Here is a 21,052-nt window from a genome sequence, read left to right as displayed (position 1 = left end):
GTTTTGCTTGCCTTGATTTTTCCGGCTAGAGGATGCTGTTTGAGAGCGGCGGCGGAAATCGATCCGGACGGGTCCGAACGAACGCATTTTTTTACTTGTCAATCAGCGAGATGTTGTTACAATCCGCGCTCGTTTGCGCTATGCAACAACTGACAATTCATTCTGTTTCGCTCCGACATCCCAGGCCCACATAAAAGCTGTAGAGCCCGAAAGCCGTGCACTAAGGAGCGGGGTTATCCATCATAAGTTCTGAGAGGAAAACTCATGGCTTGGTCTGTGGCTGATAGCCGGAGCCTGTACGGCATCCGGCATTGGGGGGCTGGTTATTTCGACGTCGGAGACAACGGCAATATCGTCGTGCGTCCCAATGTGCGCCAGCGCAAGGAAATCGATCTGTATCGCCTGGTGAGCGATCTGGGCGGCAAAGGCCTGGATCTGCCGCTTCTGGTCCGTTTTCCGGACATTCTGCAGGATCGCGTGACCCGCCTGTGCGGCGCCTTCGACAAGGCCATCGCCGAACAGGGCTACGGCAACCGCTACACCGCCATCTACCCGATCAAGGTCAACCAGCAGGAAGCGGTGGTCAAGAGCATCATCGCCACCCAGGACGTGTCCATCGGCCTGGAAGCCGGCTCCAAGCCGGAATTGATGGCGGTGCTGGCCTTGGCGCCCAAGGGCTGCACCATCGTCTGCAACGGCTACAAGGACCGCGAATTCATCCGTCTCGCGCTGATCGGCGAGCGTCTGGGCCACCAGGTGTTCATCGTGATCGAGAAGGAATCCGAAGTCGATCTGGTGATCGAGGAATCCCGCAAGCTGGAAGTGCGCCCGAATATCGGCCTGCGCGTGCGCCTGTCGTCGCTGGCGTCCAGCAAGTGGTCCGACACCGGCGGCGAGAAGGGCAAGTTCGGCCTGTCCGCCGGCCAGCTGATCTCGGCCACCGACAAGCTGATCGAGGCCGGCCTCGGCGACTGCGTGCGCCTGATGCACTTCCACATGGGCTCGCAGATCGCCAACATCGCCGATTACCGCCTGGGCTTCCGCGAGGCGATCCGTTACTTCGCCGAGCTGCGCGCGCTGGGCCTGCCGGTCGACCATGTCGACGTCGGCGGCGGCCTGGGCGTCGATTACGACGGCACCCACTCGCGCAACGACAGCTCGATCAATTACGACATGAACGAATACGCGCATGTGATCGTGTCTATGCTGTCCGAGTTCTGCGGCGAAAACGGCATTCCGCATCCGCGCATCCTGTCCGAATCCGGCCGCGCGATGACCGCCCATCACGCGGTGCTGCTGATGAACGTGACCGACGTCGAGCGGCTGCCTGACTCGGTGGCTCCGATCGGCAACGCGGAAGAGCTGTCGCTGCCGCTGCGCAAGCTGGTGGAGCTGGCCAACCTCAACGACGAGGAACTGGTCACCGAGATTTACTACCGCGCCAGCCACTGCGTGTCGGAAGTGAGCGAGATGTACGCCGAAGGCCGCCTGTCGCTGAAGGAAAAGGCGCTGGCCGAAGACCTGCACGCCACGCTGTGCCGCCGTCTGCACAGCCAGCTGCAGGCCAGCCAGCGCTCGCAGCGCCAGGTGTACGACGAGCTGACCGATCGTCTGGCCGACAAGTACTTCTGCAACTTCTCGGTGTTCCAGAGCCTGCCGGATACCTGGGCCATCGATCAGGTGCTGCCCATCATGCCGGCGCACCGTCTGGCCGAGCAGCCGACCCGCCGCGCGGTGCTGCAGGATCTGACCTGCGACTCCGACGGCAAGCTGAAGCAGTACGTCGACCAGCAGAGCATCGAGTCCAGCATGTCGGTGCACGAGGTGAAGCAGGGCGAAGAGTACCTGATCGCGGTGTTCTTGGTGGGCGCCTACCAGGAAATACTGGGCGACATGCACAATCTGTTCGGCGATACCGACTCGGTCAACGTCTATGTCCGCGAGGGCGGCGAGCTGGAGGTTTCCGGCATCGAGGAGCACGACACCATCGAGGACATGCTGCGCTATGTGCACCTGTCGCCGGAGGATCTGCTCAACCGCTACGAGGCCAAGACCCGCGAGTGCGATCTGAACCCTGAAGAGCGCAGCCTGTACTTCGCCGAGTTCTGCCGCGGCTTGAAGCAGTCGTCGTATCTGGCGGTGTGATTTCCGCCTTCGCCAGCAAAAAAAACCGGGCTCCAAGCCCGGTTTTTTGCGTCTGGGGCGCCGATCAGGCTGGCTCGGAGCCTGGCGGCACGAAGTACAGGCTGGGGCCGTCGATGCCGGGGAGGTCGAGCGTGCGGTCGTAGACCAGGCCCAGCTTCTCCAATACCCGGATCGAACCCTGATTGTGCGGCGCGGTGATCCCCACCACGTAGTGGATGTTCAGCCGGGCCCGACCGTGCTCCAGGCAGGCGGCCCCCGCCTCGCTGGCGTAGCCGCGGCCCCAGTGGCGCGCCAGGAAGGCGTAGCCGATGTCGGGGTGGGGCAGGCTGTCGCGTTTAACCAGGCCGCAGATGCCGACCGGCTCGCCGCCGTCGCGCAAGGCCACCATCAGCAGGCCGTGGCCGTGCTGGCGGTAGCTGGCCTGCGGGCCTTTTTCGATGTAGTTGCGCGCGCCGGCCAGGTCATGCACGTCCTTGTCGCCGATATTGGCGAGGAAAGCCGGCTCATTGACCAGCTCCAGGATAAAGGGGGCGTCGCTTTCCTGCAGCGGGCGCAGCAGCAGGCGCGGCGTTTCTATGTCTAGTGAGTGCACGGAGTGAAGCTCTGGTGTGGGTGGGACAGGTTACAGTGTGCCAGCGGGCAGGAGCTTAGCCAATAAAAAAAGCCGCGGTTTTCGCCGCGGCTTTTTTGCTTGGAGCAGGGGGTCAGCACTCGACGATGTTGACCGGCACCTCGATCACATTGATCGCCAGGCCGCCGCGCGCGGTTTCCTTGTACTTGGTGCTCATGTCCATGCCGGTGTCGCGCATGGTCTTGATCACGCGGTCCAGCGACACGAAGTGCTGGCCGTCGCCGCGCAGCGCCATCCGCACCGCGTTGATGGCTTTCACCGAAGCCATCGCGTTGCGTTCGATGCAGGGCACCTGCACCAGGCCGCCCACCGGATCGCAGGTCAGGCCAAGATTGTGTTCCATGCCGATTTCCGCGGCGTTTTCAACCTGTTCCGGCGTGCCGCCCATCACTTCGCACAGCGCGCCGGCGGCCATGGAGCAAGCCGAGCCCACTTCGCCCTGGCAGCCGACTTCGGCGCCGGAGATGGACGCGTTGAGCTTGAACAGGATGCCGATGGCGCCGGCGGTCAGCAGGAAGCGGACGATGCCGTCGTCGCTGGCGCCCGGCACGAAGCGGGCGTAGTAGTGCATCACCGCGGGGATGATGCCGGCGGCGCCGTTGGTGGGGGCGGTGACCACGCGGCCGCCGGCGGCGTTTTCTTCATTGACGGCCAGCGCGTACAGGTTGACCCAGTCCATCACCGTCAGCGGGTCGCGCATCGCGGCTTCCGGCGAGGCCAGCAGCTTGCGGTGCATGTCGGCGGCGCGGCGCTTCACCTTCATGCCGCCCGGCAAGATGCCTTCGCGCTCGCAGCCGCGCTTTACGCAGGCCTGCATCACGCTCCAGATGTTGAGCAGGCCGGCGCGCACTTCTTCCTCGCTGCGCCAGGACAGCTCGTTCTCCAGCATGATCTGGCTGATGCTCTTGCCGTGGCGTTGGCACAGCGCCAGGAGCTCGGCCGCGCTCTTGAACGGGTGCTTCAGCTCGGTGACGCCCGGCGGGACGAAGCCGGCGTCGATCGCCGCCTCGTCCACCACGAAGCCGCCGCCCACCGAGTAGTAGGCGCGCTTGGACAGGCTTTCGCCGGCGGCGTCGAAGGCTTCGAAGATCATGCCGTTGGGGTGGTAAGGCAGGGTTTTCTTCTTGTGCAGGATCAGGTGCTCGCCTTCGACGAAATCGATCTCGCGCTTGCCCAGCAGCTTCAGTTTGCGCTGTTCGCGGATGGCGGCCAGCATGCCGTCCACGGCATCAGTGTCGATCAGGTCAGGCTGTTCGCCCTGAAGGCCCAGCAGCACGGCCACATCGGTGCCGTGGCCCTTGCCGGTGGCGCCCAGCGAGCCGAACATCTCGGCGCTGACGCGGACGGTGGCGTCCAGCTGGCCGTCCTTTTCCAGGCGGCTGATGAATTGGCGGGCGGCGCGCATCGGGCCCACGGTATGGGAGCTGGATGGGCCGATGCCGATTTTGAACAGGTCGAAAACACTGATTGCCATGGTAATGCTTCTCTAAGGGAAATTCCCGGCTCGGGCCAGGTTGTTGTCGGGCGCCGCGAGGCGTCTCTTAGTTTGTATTGTAATGGTTGCCGGGCGAAGGTGCGCGGGCGGCGGATGATTGCGCCGCTGGCGAGTAGCCTGGCTGGCTCGTCGGCAGATTACCGCAGAGCGCAATCCCGCACCACCCTGTCGAGAATATGGTCTTATTTGGAATATGTCGTTGTTTTTTTAAAGGAATGCGAGGATGTCGAGTGCGGCGCGGAGGACGGCTTGGGACTGAAGTCAGAATTGTTGTCGTATTTCTGCTCATGGCATTTGCATGTCATGTTTGGAATTTAAAATCTACATTATTGATTTTTGTGAAATTTATACGTTTTGAATGAATGATGGATGGATTTATCAATCAATTGCAGATTGATTACGTATTTTTACGTAATCCGATTATGTAAACAAATGGTTAACATTTCCGGAGAAATTTTAAACAAACTTAAATATTTACTCTAATTGCCGCGATGAACTTTGCCTCCAAAGCCGCCCGCCTGGGCGGCTTGCTCTTTCCCGCCTGGGTTTGCGCCGCCACCGTGCCGGACGCGGTGCTGCAACAGAACGACCAACAACTCCGCCACCAGCAGCAACAACTGGAACAGCGCCGCCAGGAACTGCAGCAGCGCCCGGACGTGTTCTCACTACCGCCAGCGGTATCGCCGCAGACGATTGTTCCCACATCCAATGCCCAACGCTGCTTCGCCCTGAAGCGGGTGGAACTGGAAGGCGCGCCGGCTGGTTGGCTGGCCTGGCTGCAGCCGCTGGCCGACTCTGGCCTGGCCGGCTGCGTCGACCTGGCCCGGATCAACGGCCTGACGGCGGCGCTCACCAACGAGATGGTGGCGCGCGGCTTCGTCACCAGCCGGGTCTACCTGCCGGAGCAGAACCTGCGCGGCGGCCAGCTGCGGCTGGCGGTGGTGCCGGGCCGCATCCACGCGATCCGGCTGAAGGCGGGCGGCGGCGACATCGGCCTGCGCAGCGCCTTCCCGGCCGGGCCGGGCGACTTGCTCAATGTACGCGACCTGGAGCAGGGCCTGGAGCAGCTGGGCCGGGTGCCGGGACAGCAGGCGACGATGGAGCTGACGCCGGCCGATGCGCCGGGCGAGAGCGACGTGGTGGTGGACCGCGGCGGCGGCCGTCTGCTGTCCGGCCTGCTGTCGCTGGACGATTCCGGCCAGAACGCCACCGGCCGGCTGCAAACCTCCGGCAGCCTGACGCTGGGCGGCGCCACCGGCCTCAACGACGCGCTGTCGCTGTCCTGGAGTCAGGACGCCGAGCATCTGGCGCATCCGCTGAGCCAGTCGGCGTCACTCTCCTGGCTGCTGCCGCTGGGCAACTGGACCGGCTTTGTCAGCTATAGCGGCTTCGCCTACCACCAGACGGTGCAGGGGGTGAACCAGAGCTTCACCTCCAGCGGCCATAGCCGCAACACCCTGCTGTCTCTATCGCGGCTGCTGCGGCGCAATCAGAGCGGCAAGACCGAACTGAAGCTGAGCCTGACGCGCAAGGCGTCGCGCAGCTTCATCGAGGATGCCGAGGTCGTGCAGCAGCGGCGCGACCTCACCATCGCCGGGCTGGAACTCAGCCACCGCCAGTACCTGGGCGAGGCGGTGCTGGACGCGTCCTTCGGCTACCAGCGCGGAATCGGCGCCTGGGGGGCGCAACCGGACGCGCTGGCGGCGCAGGGCGGCCCGACCGCCCGCCACGAGCTGTACCAGGGCCGGCTGGCGCTGCAGCTGCCGCTGCATATCGCGTCGCAGACGCTGCGCTGGAGCAGCGAGCTGCGCGGCCAGTACAGCCCGGATCTGCTGATGTCCAGCGAGCAGTTCGCCATCGGCGGACGCGGCAGCGTGCGCGGCTTCAATGCCAGCACGCTGGTGGGGCAGAGCGGCTATTACCTGCGCAACGAGCTGAGCTGGCCGTTGCCGCCGGCTGGTCCGCTGGCGCTGGAGCCCTACCTGGGGCTGGACGCCGGCCAGATCGCCCGCCCGGCTTATGACGCCGGCCCGGACCGCAGCCTGTCCGGCTGGGCCGTCGGCCTGCGCATGAGCCTGGGCGGCCATCTGTCCGCCGAACTCAGCCACGAGCGCGCGCTGCACCAGCCGCAGGGCTGGGATCGTCCCGCCATCACCCATTTCTCGATCACCGCGCAGTGGTGAACCCGCTGCCCTGTCCCGTCTTATTGAGCTGACATCATGAACAAACACCTTTATCGGATCATCTTCAACCAATCCCGCGGCCAACTGATGGTGGTGCAGGAAGACGCCAGCGGACAGGGCAAAGGCAATGGCGCGGAGGGCGTCGCCGCGACGCTGGCGGCGGCATGCAAGGCATTCTCGCTGCGCCTCAGCGTGCTGTTGATCGGCCTGGGATTGGGCAGCAGCGCCCTGGCGGCCGACATCATCGCCGATCCCAACACCGCGGCCGGCAAGCAGCCGGGCGTGATCCAGTCGGCCAACGGCCTGCCGGTGGTGCAGATCGCCGCGCCCACCGCCGCCGGCGTATCGCACAACCAATACCAGCAATTCAACGTCGGCCCCGGCGGCGCGCTGCTCAACAACAGCGCGGTCAACGTCAATACCCAGCTGGCCGGCTACATCAGCGGCAACCCCAATCTGAAGAACGGCAGCGCCCGCATCATCCTCAACGAAGTGACGCAGGCGAACCCGTCGCAGCTGCGCGGCTACCTGGAAGTGGCCGGCCAGCGAGCGCAGGTGGTGATCGCCAACCCCTGGGGCATCACTTGCAGCGGCTGCGGCTTCATCAATACCCAGCAGGCCACGCTGACCACCGGCGCGCCGCAGCTGAACGCCCAGGGCGCGCTGACCGGCTACCAGGTGGCCGGCGGCCGCGTCAGCATCGATGGCGCCGGCCTCAACGCCGCCAATGTCGACAGCTTCGCCATCATCAGCCGGGCGGTGTCGATCAACGCCAATCTGTACGCGCAAAAGCTGGACCTGGTGCTGGGCCGCAACCAGGTGGACGCTGCCACGCTGGCGGCCCAGCCGCTGACAGCCAGCCCGAGCGACGCGCCTGCCTTCGCGCTCGACGTGGCGCAACTGGGCGGCATGTACGCCAACACCATCAAGCTGGTGGGCACCGAGAAAGGGGTCGGCGTCAACCAGCTGGGCACCATGGCGGCCCAGGCCGGCGATTTGCAGCTGACCAGCGCCGGCGACCTGATCCTGCGCGGCCAGACTCACAGCCAGCAGAACCTGATCCTGCGCGCCGACGGCCAATTGCGGCACGACGGCATCACCCGCGCCGAAGGCAATCTCCAGGCCGATATCGCCGGCCAGACTACGCTGCATCAGACGCTCAGCGCCGGCGGCGACCTGACGTTGAACGCCGGCTCGATGCAGGGTGACGGCGCGCTGGCCGCCGGTGCCCAGACCGACGGCAAGCTCGGCGACCATGGCCGCCTGACGGTGACCAGCGCCGGCATGCTGCAGCACAGCGGCCAGCTGCTGGCCGGCGGCGATGTCAGCCTGCAAGCCGGCGCTGCCGATCTGTCCGGCGCCGTCGTCAGCGCCAGCCACGGCGCGCTGGACATCCATGCCGCCGGCGACGTGAACGCGCAGCAGGCCCGCCTGAGCGCCGCCGGAGCCGCCCGGCTCACCCTAGACGGCCAGCTCGACAACCGTAGCGGCCAGCTCGCCGCCGCCCATGTAGACCTGCAATTGGGCGCGCTGGACAACCGCGAGGGCAAGATCGTGCAGACCGGGCAAGCCGACTCGGCCTGGCGCATCAACGGCCAGGCTGACAACCGCCAGGGCCTGCTTGCCAGCGCCGGCCACGATCTGAAGCTGCACAGCGGCAATCTAGATAACCGTGGCGGCGAGATCAGCCACGCTGGCGCCGGCGCGCTGCGCCTGAGCGCCGACACGCTCGACAACCGCGAACAAGGCCGCATCGCCAGCGATGGCCGGCTGGACGCGCAGGCGGCGCAACTCGACAACCGCCAGGGCCGGCTGGCCGGCGTCCAGTCGGCATCCGTCGACGCACGCCTGCAGCTGAATAATGATGGCGGCGTGCTGGGCAGTGACGGCAAGCTGGACCTGAGCGCTGGCGCGCTCGACAACGGCGTCGGCCTGATCCAGTCCGGCAAAGATCTACAGTTGAGCGCATCGAGCCTGACCAACGCCGACAAGGGCCAGATTCTGGCGTTGGGCAAGGATGCTGCGAGCCAGGTGGATGTCAGCGGCGAGCTGCATAATCAGGGCAAGGTCGCCGGCAACGCCGACCTGACCATCAACGCGGCGACCATCGACAACAGCAAGGGCACGCTGCAAGCGGCCAGCCATCTGGAGTTGAGCAAGCAAAGTAGCCTGATCAACGACGGCGGCCACCTCGCTGGCCAGAGTTTGACGCTGAAGGCCGATTCGCTGAGCAATAAGAGCGGCGAACTGTATGCTCAGGGCCAGCTCACCAGCCAACTGAAGACGCTCGACAACAGCCAAGGCAGCCTGATCGGCGGCCAGGGTGTCGATCTGACGGTGGCCGATAGCCTGCACAACGACGGCGTGGTCGGCAGCGACGGCCAAGTCAAACTCAATGCCGGCACGCTGGAGAACGCCGCCGGCACCATCCAGTCGGGCAAGGATCTGCAACTGAGCGCATTGTCGCTGACCAACGCCGACAAGGGCCAGATCCTGGCGCTAGGCAAAGATACGGCGAGCAAAGTGGATGTCAGCGACGAGCTGCATAACCAGGGCAAGGTCGCCGGCAACGCCGATCTGACCGTCAACGCAGCGAGCATTGACAACAGCAAGGGCACGCTGCAGGCGGCCAGCCATTTGGAGCTGACCAAGCAAAGCAGCCTGATCAATGACGGCGGCCATATCGCCGGCCAGAGCCTGAAGCTGAACGCCGATTCGCTGAGCAACCAGGCGGGCGAGATCTACGCCCAGCAGCAGCTGAGCAGCACGCTGAAGACGCTGAACAATGCCCAAGGCAGCCTGATCGGCGGGCAGGGCGTCGACCTGACGGTGGCCGATAGCCTGCATAACGACGGCGTGGTCGGCAGCGACGGCCAAGTGAAGCTGACCGCCGGCGCGCTGGAGAACGCCGCCGGCACCATCCAATCTGGCAAGGATCTGCAACTGACGGCTAACAGCCTCACCAATGCCGACAAAGGCCAGATCCTGGCCCTCGGCAAGGACGCCGTCAGCAAGGTGGATGTCAGCGGCGAGCTGCATAACCAGGGCAAGGTCGCCGGCAACGCCGACCTGACTGTCGACGCGGCGACGATAGACAACGCCAAGGGCACGCTGCAGGCGGCGGCAGGTTTGAACCTGACCAAACAAACCAGCCTGACCAACGACGGCGGCCATATCGCTGGCCAGAGTTTGAAGTTGAACGCCGACTCGCTCAGCAACCAGGCCGGCGAGATCTACGCCCAGCAGCAGCTGAGCAGCCAACTGAAGACGTTGAACAATAGCCAGGGCAGCCTGATTGGTGGCCAGGGTGTCGATCTGACGGTGACCGACAGCCTGCGCAACGACGGTGTGGTCGGCAGCGACGGCCAAGTGAAGCTGAGCGCCGGCAAGCTGGACAATGCCGCCGGCACCATCCAGTCCGGCAAGGACCTGCAACTGAGCGCATCGTCGCTGACCAATGCCGAAAAAGGTCAGATTCTCGCCCTTGGCAAAGACGCGGCGAGCAAGGTGGATGTCAGCGGCGAGCTGCACAACCAGGGCAAGGTCGCAGGCAACGCCGATCTGACCGTCAACGCAGCGAGCATTGACAACAGCAAGGGCACCCTGCAGGCGGCCAGCCATCTGGAGCTGTCGAAACAAACCAGCCTGATCAACGACGGCGGCCATCTCGCCGGCCAGAGTTTGAAGTTGAACGCCGACTCGCTCAGCAACCAGGCGGGCGAGATCTATGCCCAGCAACAGCTGAGCAGCCAACTGAAGACGTTGAACAATAGCCAGGGCAGCCTGATCGGCGGCCTGGGCGTCGACCTTACCGTCAGCGGCCAACTGCATAACGACGGCGTGCTCGGCAGCGACGGCCAAGTGAAGCTGAGCGCCGGTTCGCTGGAGAATGCGTCCGGCACCATCCAGTCCGGCAAGGACCTGCAACTGACCGCTGCATCCCTGACCAACGCCGACAAGGGCCAGATCCTGGCCCTCGGCAAGGACGCCGTCAGCAAGGTGGATGTCAGCGGCGAGCTGCATAATCAGGGCAAGGTCGCCGGCAATGCCGATCTGACCGTCAACGCGGCGACGATAGACAATGCCAAGGGCACGCTGCAGGCGGCCAGCCATCTGGAGCTGAGCAAGCAAACCAGCTTGATCAACGACGGCGGCCACATCGCCGGCCGGAGTTTGAAGTTGAACGCCGACAGCTTGAGCAACCAGGCCGGCGAGATCTATGCCCAGCAACAGCTGACGAGCCAGCTGAAGACCTTCGACAATACCAAGGGCAGTGTCATCGGCGGACAAGGCGTCGATCTCACCGTCAGCAGCCTGCTGCACAACGACGGCGTGGTGGGTAGCGATGGCCAGGTGAAGTTGAGCGCCGGTACGCTGGAGAACGCCGCCGGCACCATCCAGTCCGGCAAGGACCTGCAACTGACCGCATCGTCGCTGACCAACGCGGACAAAGGCCAGATCCTGGCGCTGGGCAAGGATGCGGCGAGCCAGGTGGATGTCAGCGGCGAGCTGCATAACCAGGGCAAGCTGGCCGGCAACGCCGACCTGACCGTCAATGCGGCGACGATAGACAACGCCAAGGGCACGCTGCAGGCAGCCAACCATCTGGAGCTGTCGAAACAATCCAGCCTGATCAACGATGGCGGCCATATCGCTGTCCAGAGCCTGAAGCTGAATGCCGACTCGTTCAGCAATAAGGGTGGTGAACTATATGCCCAAGGCCAACTGAGTAGCCAACTGAAGACCCTAGACAACAGCCAGGGCAGCTTGATCGGCGGCCAGGGCGTCGACCTCACCGCCAGCACCCTGCTGCGCAACGACGGCGTGGTCGGCAGCGACGGCCAGGTCAAGCTCAACGCCGGCACACTGGAGAATGCGTCCGGCACCATCCAGTCCGGTAAGGACTTGCAGCTCAGCGCGTCGAGTCTGACCAACGCGGACAAAGGCCAGATCCTGGCCCTCGGCAAAGACGCGGCGAGCCAGGTGGATGTCAGCGGCGAGCTGCACAACCAGGGCAAGCTGGCCGGCAACGCCGACCTGACTGTCAACGCGGCCAGCATCGATAACAGCAAGGGTACGCTGCAAGCGGCTGCAGGTTTGAATCTGACGAAGCAAACCAGTCTGACCAACGACGGCGGCCATATCGCTAGCCAGAGTTTGAAGCTGAACGCCGACACCCTCAGCAACCAGGCCGGCGAGATTTATGCCCAGCAACAACTGACGAGCCAACTGAAGACCTTCGACAATACCAAGGGCAGCCTGATTGGCAGCCAGGGCGTCGATCTCACCGCCAGCAGCCTGTTGCATAACGACGGCGTGGTGGGCAGCGACGGCCAGGTGAAGCTGAGCGCCGGCACGCTGGAGAATGCCGGCGGCGCCATCCAGTCCGGCAAGGATTTGCAATTGACTGCCGCGTCGCTGACCAACGCCGACAAGGGCCAGATCCTGGCGTTGGGCAAAGACGAGGCGAGCACTGTTGATGTCAGCGGCGAGTTGCATAACCAAGGCAAGCTGGCCGGCAACGCCGACTTGACCGTCAATGCAGCCAGCATTGACAACGCCAAGGGCACCTTGCAAGCGGTCCGCCACCTGGAGCTGAGCAAGCAAAGCACGCTCACCAACGATGGCGGCCACATTGCAGCCCAAGGTCTGAACCTGAAGACCGACACCCTCAGCAACCAGTCCGGGGACATCCGCCAGATTGGTGCGGGCGAGGCCAAGCTGAAGATCGGTCAGGCCTTCCACAACCAGCAGGGCCAGTTGTTGAGCAACGGCGGCTTGACGCTGGATGCCGGCCAGCTCGACAACAGCCAGGGCACGCTGGGCAGCCAGGGCGCGCAGGCCCTGACCGTGCGGCAGGACCTGAACAATCAGGGCGGCACGCTGGCCAGCGGCCAGGCGCTGACGTTGATTTCGCAGGGCGCGTTGGACAACCAGAAGGGCACAGTGCAGGGTGACAGCCTGCAACTGAACGCCGCCAGCCTGGACAACCGCGGCGGCGGCATCAAGACGCTGGGCGTCGGCGACAGCCGGATCCAGCTGGATGGCAAGCTGGACAACTCTACCGCGGGCACGCTGGCCGCCAACGGCAATCTGACGCTGACCGCCAATCAGCTGGACAACAGCGGCAGTGTGCTGCAAAGCGCCGCCAAGCTGGATGTCCAACTGAAGCAGGACGCGCAAAACGGCGGTGGCACGTTGCAGGCGGGCCAGCTGAAACTCAGCGCCGCCAGCCTGGGCAACCAGCATGGCCAGATCGGCCAGGCAGGCGCGGGGCAGGCCACGCTGGCCATCAGCGGCCAGATCGACAACAGCAAGCAGGGCAAGATCACCTCCGGCGGCCAACTGCAAGTGACCGCAGGTGACCTCAACAACAACCAGGGCGTGCTGAGCAGCCAGGGCGACCTGACCCTGCGCGGCAGCGCGCTGAACAATCAGCAGGGCACGCTGGGCAGCAACGGCTCGCTGACGCTGAACGCCGGCAGCCTGGACAACAGCGGCGGCCTGCTGCAAGCCGGCCAGACGCTGCAACTGGACAGCGGCAGTCTGCGCAACGCCGGCGGCAAAGTACTGGCGCTGGGCGCCGGCGACAGCCGGCTGACCGTTACCGGCCAACTGGCTAACGGCGGCCAGATCGCCGGCAACGGCAACTGGCAGCTGAAAGCGCAGGGTCTGGACAACGGCGGCGGCAGCATCTACGGCCAGCGCAACCTCGCCCTCGACACCGTGTCACTGGCCAACGCCGGCAGTCTGCTGGCCGGTCAAGACCTGTCGCTGAAGCTGCAGGGAGACTTCGTCAATACCGCCGGCACCCAGCTGCAAGCCAACCGCAACCTCAGCGTCAGCGCCAGCGGCAACCTGGTCAACAACGGCCAGCTGCAAAGCAGCGGCAACCTCAGCCTGACGGGCGTCAACTGGACCAATAACGGCAGCGTCAACATCGGCGGCACGCTGAGCACCCAGCTCAGCCAGAGCCTGGTCAATGCCGGCAGCCTGGGCGCGGGCGCGCTGGACATTCATGCCGCCAGCCTTAGCAATACCGCCTCCATCACCGCCGGCGACATTGCCATCCAGGCCGGCAGCCTGGATAACAGCGGCGGCAAGGCGCTGCTGGCCTCGGCCGGGGGCATGGCGCTGAATATCGGCGGCACGCTGAATAACCATGACGGCGCTTGGTTATACAGCCAGGGCGATATGAGGATCGGCCAATCCGGCGCGGCGGTGGGGCAGGTGGTGAATCACATCGCGACCTTGCAGTCGGATGGGAATATGTTTATTGAAGCGGGGCGGGTGAGTAATGAGTCGAATCCTGTGACGGTTACACAATCGTCAACAACAGTTACCGTGAAGAAGGAAACATATCGTCTTCCACGAGCAGTAACAAGTTATACGGAATGTGGGCATGACGGACGAAACTCATGTCCATCGGGGTGGGTGGATTATGTTGGGCGATATGATTTTGTTGATGGCATTCAGGTTTTGAGCAGATATGTACAGAATGAATGCAATGGTGATCATTGTGGATCTGGTTATTATGAATCGACTAGGTATACATTGCTTAATGATGATAAGCAATCCCAGCTGTTGACTATTAGAAAGGAGCGGGCAAGGGATGGGCGATGGGATTCTAGATGGAACATCAGTTCTATTGAGAAGGTCTATTATGTTAAGAGAGATAGAGGTGGGTATGTTTACTTGCCGGGGTTTGATCCTTCTGTAAACTTAACGCCTAACTCTCTTCCCGATGTGGCTTCGGCAATATCCCCTCTTGCTGTTGAGCTTACGAAGCCAGAGATGATTTATGGAGATTTTAAATCTAAGACTACTCTTGCAGATGCGTCGAGACTGTCTGAAGTTGCCGGCAGGTTTGAAGCCTCTAGGGAAATAAAAATCACGACAACTATAGATATGTCCAGTGGAGGCGTTTTGCCATCTAAAATTTTGGTTGGTAAGGGCATGGTTGTTAGTGCGGGGGAGTTTTCAAATAAATATAGCGATATATCGGTAGGGTCGAATATATCTATGCTGATGGGAAATGAGGTCTCCAATGTTGGCCAACAGTTGAAGAGAACAGTAACAGTTTCATCAATTTCTAACGTTTATGATCCTAATAATGGATATTTGGCAGCACTAGGGGCCTGTTTGACATCTTATTGGGCCGCGTGCCCAACAGTACCGGTCGTGTCTAGCTTAGCACCTGGAGTGACTAATACTGAGATTATCGGTTCTCTCGACGCCACCATCGCCACCAACCAACACCTGAGTCTGCAAGCGCCCTCTATCATCAACGGCAAGGACGCGGCACGGATGAATGCGTCTGCAGTGGCCGGCAATGCCGTCAATAACCAATCGGAGGTGAGCCAGGCGCAAGGGCAGGCGGTCAATGGCGCCGGCCAGCAGGCCGCGACAACTGGTCAAACTTTGCAAGGCAACGTGGGGCAGGCTCTGGGCACGCAACTGAACGGCGCTCTATCCAGCGTGGCCGGTCAGGCCTTGGGCGGGACTGGGCTGCAAGGGGAGACGGGCAAGACTTTGCAGGGGGTAGTGGGCCAGACCCAGGGCGCGCAGTTAAACGGCGCGCTGTCCGGCGCGGATGGCCAGCGTTTGAAGAACGGTGCGGTCGATGCCACCGCCGGCGGCGCATTGGGCAATACCTATCGCCCGGCACCGGCCACACAGCAGGTGACGATGTCCGCCGGCGGCGCCAAGGCCGCCAACCCGGTGGAGAAGGGCTACGCTGTGCCGGACAACGGTCTGTTCCACGCCAAGCCGGCGCCGCAGCAGCCTTACCTGGTGGAAACCAATCCGCAATTCACCCAGTACAGCAATTTCATCTCGTCTGATTATTTGCTCAAGCAGCTGAATTACGACCCGAGCAAGGTGGAGAAACGCCTGGGCGACGGCTTCTACGAGCAGCAGCTGGTCACCCGCGCCGTCACCGACATGACCGGCAAGCGCTTCCTGTCCGGCTATGGCAGCGCGATGCAGCAATACCAGCAGCTGATGAGCAATGGCGCGCAGTACGCCAAGCAGTTTCAACTGACGCCGGGCATGGCGCTGTCGGCCGACCAAATGGCCAAGCTCACTTCCGACATGGTGTGGCTGGTGAAGCAGAATGTGGGCGGCCAGGACGTGCTGGTGCCCATGGTTTATCTGGCCAATGCCGATCAAAAATCGCTGCGCGGACAAGGCGCGGTGCTGGCCGGCAACAGCATGAGCTTGTTGGCTAGCGGCGATCTGGTCAACACCGGCACGCTGAAGTCCGACACCACGCTGCTGGCGCAGGCCAACAATATCCGCATCGAAGGCGGCAAGGTGCAGGCCGGCGGCGATCTGGGCCTGCTCGCCGCGCAGAACCTGACCATCACCGACGACAGCCAGCACAGCCAGGCCGGCAGCAGCGTCAAGGCCGGCGGCGATTTGCAGCTGCAGGCCGGCAATGATCTGAAACTGCAGGCGGCGGCCATCGACGCGGCCGGCAGCGCCAGCCTGCAAGCAGGGCACGATCTGGACATCGCCAGCCGTGAAACCCGTTACGACCTGGGCGGCGGCAATCGCTACAGCAGCTACCAATACCAGCAGGCGGACCACGTCGGCAGCCAGCTCAATATCGGCGGCAGCCTGGCGCTTGCCGCCGGAAATGACCTGACCCTGTCCGGCAGCGCCGCCAAGGCCGGCGGCAGCGTGCTGGCCAGCGCCGGCGGCAGTCTGGCCTTGGCGTCCACGCTGGACAGCAAGCACGGCGCGGGCAGTTGGTGGGGCGGCGGTTACGACACGCTGAGCCAAACCCATAACGCCTCGCTGCTGCAAGGCGGCGGCGATGTATTGCTGAAAGCCGGGGGCGACCTGAGCCTGACCGGCTCCTCCGCGCAATCCACCGGCGGCAGCCTGACGGCCCTGGCCGGCAAGCAGCTGAGCGTGCAGAGCGAGGTCAATACCCATCACGACATTGGCTACAACTGGGGCAACAGCCATAACTGGCAAGCCGACAGCCTGACCGTGGCCGGCCTGGCCGGCAAGGGCGACCTGCAACTGCGCGCCGGCGGCGACGCGCTGCTGAACGGCGCCAGCCTGGCCAGCGGCGGCAAGCTGGTCCTGTCCGCAGGCAACGACATCAAGCTGGGCGCGGTGGCGACGGAAAGCCGCAACGACAACACCTGGGGCGAGACCATCCGCAATAATTACGACCTCACCCAGCACGGCGTCGCCGCGCATGGCGAGGGCGGCTTGATCCTGCAGGCGGGGCGCGACATCTCCACCCAGGCCGCCAGCTTGACCAGCAACGGCCAGGAAGCGCTGGTGGCCGGGCGCGACGTCACGCTCGGCAGCGCCCAGGAGCGGCACAGCGATTACAGCAAGACCGTCCACCATTCCAGCGGCTGGTTCAGCAGCAGCACCACCACCGATATCGTGGCCCACGACAGCACGCACGAAGCTGGCAGCACGGTATCGGCCGACACGCTGATCCTCAAAGGCCAGCGCGACATCAATATCCACGCCAGCCAGGTGGCGGGCAGCGGCGACGTGACGCTGGACGCCGGCCGCAATCTCAACATCACTTCCGGCACCGATACCAGCCGCCTGTTCCAGTACCACAAAGAGGAGACCTCAGGCCTGTTCTCCGGCGGCGGCCTGGGTTTCACCATCGGCAGCAAGGAGTTGACGCAGCAGCTGGATGGCGCGGGCACCACCCAGAGCCAGAACCGCAGTCTGGTGGGCAGCATAGGCGGCAACCTGAACATCAAGACCGGCGACACCCTTACCCTGCAAGGCAGCGATGTCACCGCCGGCGGCAATCTGCTGCTGGACGCCAAGAAGCAGAACCTGGACGTGGCGGTGGACACCTGGCACAGCGTGCAGAAGACCGTCAGCAAGTCCAGCGGCCTGACGCTGCAGCTCACCAGCCCGCTGATCAACGGCTTGCAGGCGATGGAGTCCGCCACCGAAACCGCGCTTAAGAGCAAGGACGACCGCGTCAAGGCGCTGTCCACCGCCACCGCCGCGCTGGCCGGCTACAACAGCTACACCGCCTACCAGCAAGCGATGAGCGACGCCGGCCAGAAGACCAAGGGCGGCATCCAGTTGAGCCTGACCGTTGGCGGCAGCCGCAGCGAAAGCACCACCGTCAGCGACAGCCATAACGAAAGCGGCAGCCTGCTCAAGGCCAGCGGCAATGTGATGGACCTGGCGCACGGCGCGGGCAAGGACAGCACCATCACCGCCAAGGGCGCGCAGTTCATCGCCGGCAAGGATCTCACCTTGCAGGCTGAGGGCGACATCACCCTGTTGGCGGCCAAGAGCGCCAGCAGCGAGCACACCACCAGCAGCGCCAGCAGCGGCGCGGTGGGTGTGGCGATTGGTTTCCAGGAGAACAGGCCGCAATTTGGCTTTACCGCCAACGGCAGCCTCAGCCGCGGCCGCGTGGATGGCAGCGGCAGCCAATATCAGCTGAGCGAACTGAATGCCGGCGGCAAGCTGAACCTGCAGTCCGGCGGCAACTTCACGTTGCAGGGCATCGTCAGCGGCCAGCAAGTGGTGGGCGATATCGCCGGCGACCTCAAGATCGATAGCCTGCAGGACACCAGTACCTACCACAGTCTGAATCAGTCGATCAGCGGCAACGTGACCATTGGGCCTGTCGGTTCGGGTGGCAGCGTCAGCCTCAGCCGGCAGAAAATGGATGCCGACTACGCCAGCGTGCAGCGCCAGTCAGGCATCCAGGCCGGAGACGGCGGCTTCCAACTGACGGTGAAGGGCACCACCGCCTTGAACGGAGCGGCAATCGCCAGCACCGACAAGGCGGCGCAGGATGGCAAGAACAGCCTGCAAACTGGCGCGTTGGTGCTGAAGGACATCGACAACCACGCCGACTTCACCGCCAGCAGCATCAGCGTCACCGCCGGCAGCGGCGGCGTATCTGGCATGGCCATGGCCGCGTCGGACCACGACAACAGCACCACCCGCGCCGGCATCAGCGCCGGCAGCCTGACCATCACCGACAATGCGCTGCAGCAGGCGAAAACCGGCCAAACCGCGGCGCAGGCCGCCGCCATGGCCAACCGCGACGTCAGCACCGGCCGCGACGGCAGCGGCAAGCTGGCCAACAACTTCAACGCCAGCGAAGTGCAGGGCCTGTTCGACGCCGCCAACGCGCTGAACCAGCAGGTGGGCACCTTCATGGCCAACAAGGCGGCAGAGGCCAAGGCCGCCGCGGACGATTTGAAGAAGGCGGATCCCAACAGCCCGGATTACGCCAGCAAGAAACAGGCCGCGGACGATACCGCCAAGTGGGCGCCGGGCGGCAGCTACAGCCAGATCCTCACTGCTGTCACCGCCGGCATCGGCGGCAACCTGGCCAACGGTCTGACCGGCATGGCGCAGAATGCGGGCATCGCCTACCTGCAGGGATTGGGCGCGCAGGAAGTCAAGGCGCTGGCGGATGATCTGGAACGGGCGCAGAGCAACGATCCGGATCATGCGGACAAGAAGCCGGAAGGCGAAGTCGTCCGCGCGGTGCTGCATGCCGCCCTGGCTTGCGCCGGCGCGGAAGCCAGCGGCCAGAGCTGCGGCGCGGGCGCGGCGGGCGGCGCAGCCAGCGTGGCGTTGAACAACGCGCTGGACAAGCTGCAGCATACCGACGCCGACAAGATGACGGCGGAAGAGAAGCTGCAGCGCGAGAATCTGGTCAACGGCTTGTTGACGGGGTTGTCGACGGCGACTGGTGGAGCTGAGACGGCAGCGACGACGGTGAATGCGGCTAAAACGGAGATGGAGAATAACTATCTTGGTCGTAAAGAGATTCAAGAGTTGGATGCTGCTGAGAAGCGTGGAGACAAGAAAAAGATCAAGGAGCTATTGGCACTTAGCGAGTTGCGCGATAGGGAGTACCAGCAAGCGTGCGAAAAGTCTGACAGTCCTGCATGTCATGCTGCAGAACAAAAACTACGTAAAGCAGCTGCGGATATCATCAGAAGTGGATATATAGCGAAAGGAATCCGCTCCAGCATTGAGCAGCAAAATACGATTACGGAAGCCGATGCATCCTTGATATCTATTGATCGAGCAAAAGGTGTAGTGCAAGGCTACGTCGGTAGCATGATCGATGGAATCAAAGGGATGGCTAAGGGGGCCGAAGCTGCAGTTTTGGCTGCAACTGGAGACGTGAATGCTCAACGCGAGCTTACGCAGACCAAAGATACGTTACTGAAACTAGCCGACCCTGATGTGCTGGTTAACGTATTGCAGCATATGGATGCCGCACACCGAGAAGCTCTGGCCAATGCTTATGAGCGTGGGGATGGTGTTGCTTTAGGCAAGCTCTCTGGCGAGTTGCTGGCTTTGATGCCGGGAGGAGGGAGTGTCGGTGGAGTGAGCAAGCTGGCTGAATTGCAAGATGTGAGCAAAACGGTCAAAGTTGTGCAAAAAGTTGATAAAACAGCAGTGGAAACCGCTGGAGCGGGTAATAAAGTTGAAAAGGGTGATGCTGCGCTTGGTGTGTGCACGACGCCTAATAGTTGCTTTGTCGCTGGTACGCAGGTGTTGACTGACAAAGGGCTCAAAGCCATTGAGACCTTTGTTGGCGGAGAGTTGGTTTGGTCGCGCAGCGATCAAACCGGTGAATATGGCTTCCAACCAGTTGTAGCGCACAAGGCGACACCGTACCAAGCAATTTACCGCGTGGTAGTCAAAAATGGTTCAGGCTATCGGGAGACTTTCAGAACCACGGCAGAGCACCCGTTCTGGCTCAAGGACCAAGGCTGGTTGAAGGTATCGCTGCTGCAAGCAGGGATGGTGCTGATTAACCATACTGGCCAGCTGCTGACGGTGGTGAGCCAAGCAGAGGAGGGCGAGCTCGATACCGTCTTCAACATTCAGGTAGCTGAGTTCCAGACTTACCATGTGGGTGAGCTTGGGGTTTGGGTGCATAATGCTGACTGTTGCCCTGTTTTAGCAGGTACTCCAAACAAGATTTCACCTGTAGAGTTGACATTTGACAAGTCTACGCAGACTTGGACATCGCCAGCTGGGCTTGATTATGGGCCTGGTTCTGTTCACGGCAATCGCGTAAAGCATGTTCTTGATCATGCAGAGTTGAATCCAGACAAGACGACTCATAGTGTTTTTAATGTGGATAGAAAAGAGGTATTAGGTCTAATTGATCAAGCATGGCTGCAGAAGGGAAATTCTTTGCCAAATGACCCAGGGGCTTTTGTAGTTCAGATGGGGCGTGTGGTTGGAACTGCAGGTGAGACGAATGTAAAAATTATTGTTCGTCCTGGTACGCAGAAAGTTATTACTGCTTATCCGATAAAGTGAAAGAAAGGGGTTGGTTATGCTGTGCCCAAGGTGTGCTCAAGGTGATGTTGTGAAAGCAAAAATAAAAAAAACAGATACAGTTTTGTTTGTGTGCCAAGAGTGTGAGGCAACGTGGTTCTCGCAATTAGATATTGGAGTGGTACCATTTTGGGATTTTGGGACGTATATGGAGGAGATTGGTTTGATGCCTCTGTGGGATGAGTTGGAAGTTATTATGAATAAGTAGGTGTGTGGATTGGGAGAGGCTTGCGAAGCCCAACGTTTACCGCGAAAAACACGATG

At 62.5% G+C, this 21,052-nt stretch carries 5 protein-coding genes; 3 read left to right on the top strand and 2 right to left on the bottom strand.

Annotated elements, in window-relative coordinates:
- Nucleotides 1-264: 264 nt before the first annotated feature.
- A complete protein-coding gene (speA, locus tag ACY3GB_RS04390; RefSeq protein WP_463087673.1) occupies nucleotides 265-2,145 on the top strand; it encodes an arginine decarboxylase in 1,881 nt (626 codons plus the stop codon).
- Nucleotides 2,146-2,209: 64 nt separating this feature from the next.
- Here the strand turns inward: speA and ACY3GB_RS04385 are convergent, their stop codons facing one another.
- Nucleotides 2,210-2,737, bottom strand: coding sequence for a GNAT family N-acetyltransferase (locus ACY3GB_RS04385; protein ID WP_463087672.1), 528 nt, complete (start codon nucleotides 2,735-2,737; stop codon nucleotides 2,210-2,212).
- 112 nt (nucleotides 2,738-2,849) lie between these two features.
- Nucleotides 2,850-4,250, bottom strand: coding sequence for an L-serine ammonia-lyase (locus ACY3GB_RS04380; RefSeq protein ID WP_463087671.1), 1,401 nt, complete (start codon nucleotides 4,248-4,250; stop codon nucleotides 2,850-2,852).
- A gap of 512 nt (nucleotides 4,251-4,762) precedes the next feature.
- Here ACY3GB_RS04380 and ACY3GB_RS04375 point away from each other — a divergent pair.
- Nucleotides 4,763-6,454, top strand: coding sequence for a ShlB/FhaC/HecB family hemolysin secretion/activation protein (locus tag ACY3GB_RS04375; protein WP_463087670.1), 1,692 nt, complete (start codon nucleotides 4,763-4,765; stop codon nucleotides 6,452-6,454).
- A 36-nt stretch (nucleotides 6,455-6,490) separates the two neighbouring features.
- A complete protein-coding gene (locus ACY3GB_RS04370) occupies nucleotides 6,491-20,770 on the top strand; it encodes a two-partner secretion domain-containing protein (RefSeq protein ID WP_463087669.1) in 14,280 nt (4,759 codons plus the stop codon).
- Nucleotides 20,771-21,052 lie beyond the last annotated feature (282 nt).

The organism is Chromobacterium sp. Ag138 (assembly GCF_055181315.1).
Note: the sequence above shows the minus strand (reverse complement) of the source record. Positions and strands in the feature narration are given on the sequence as shown.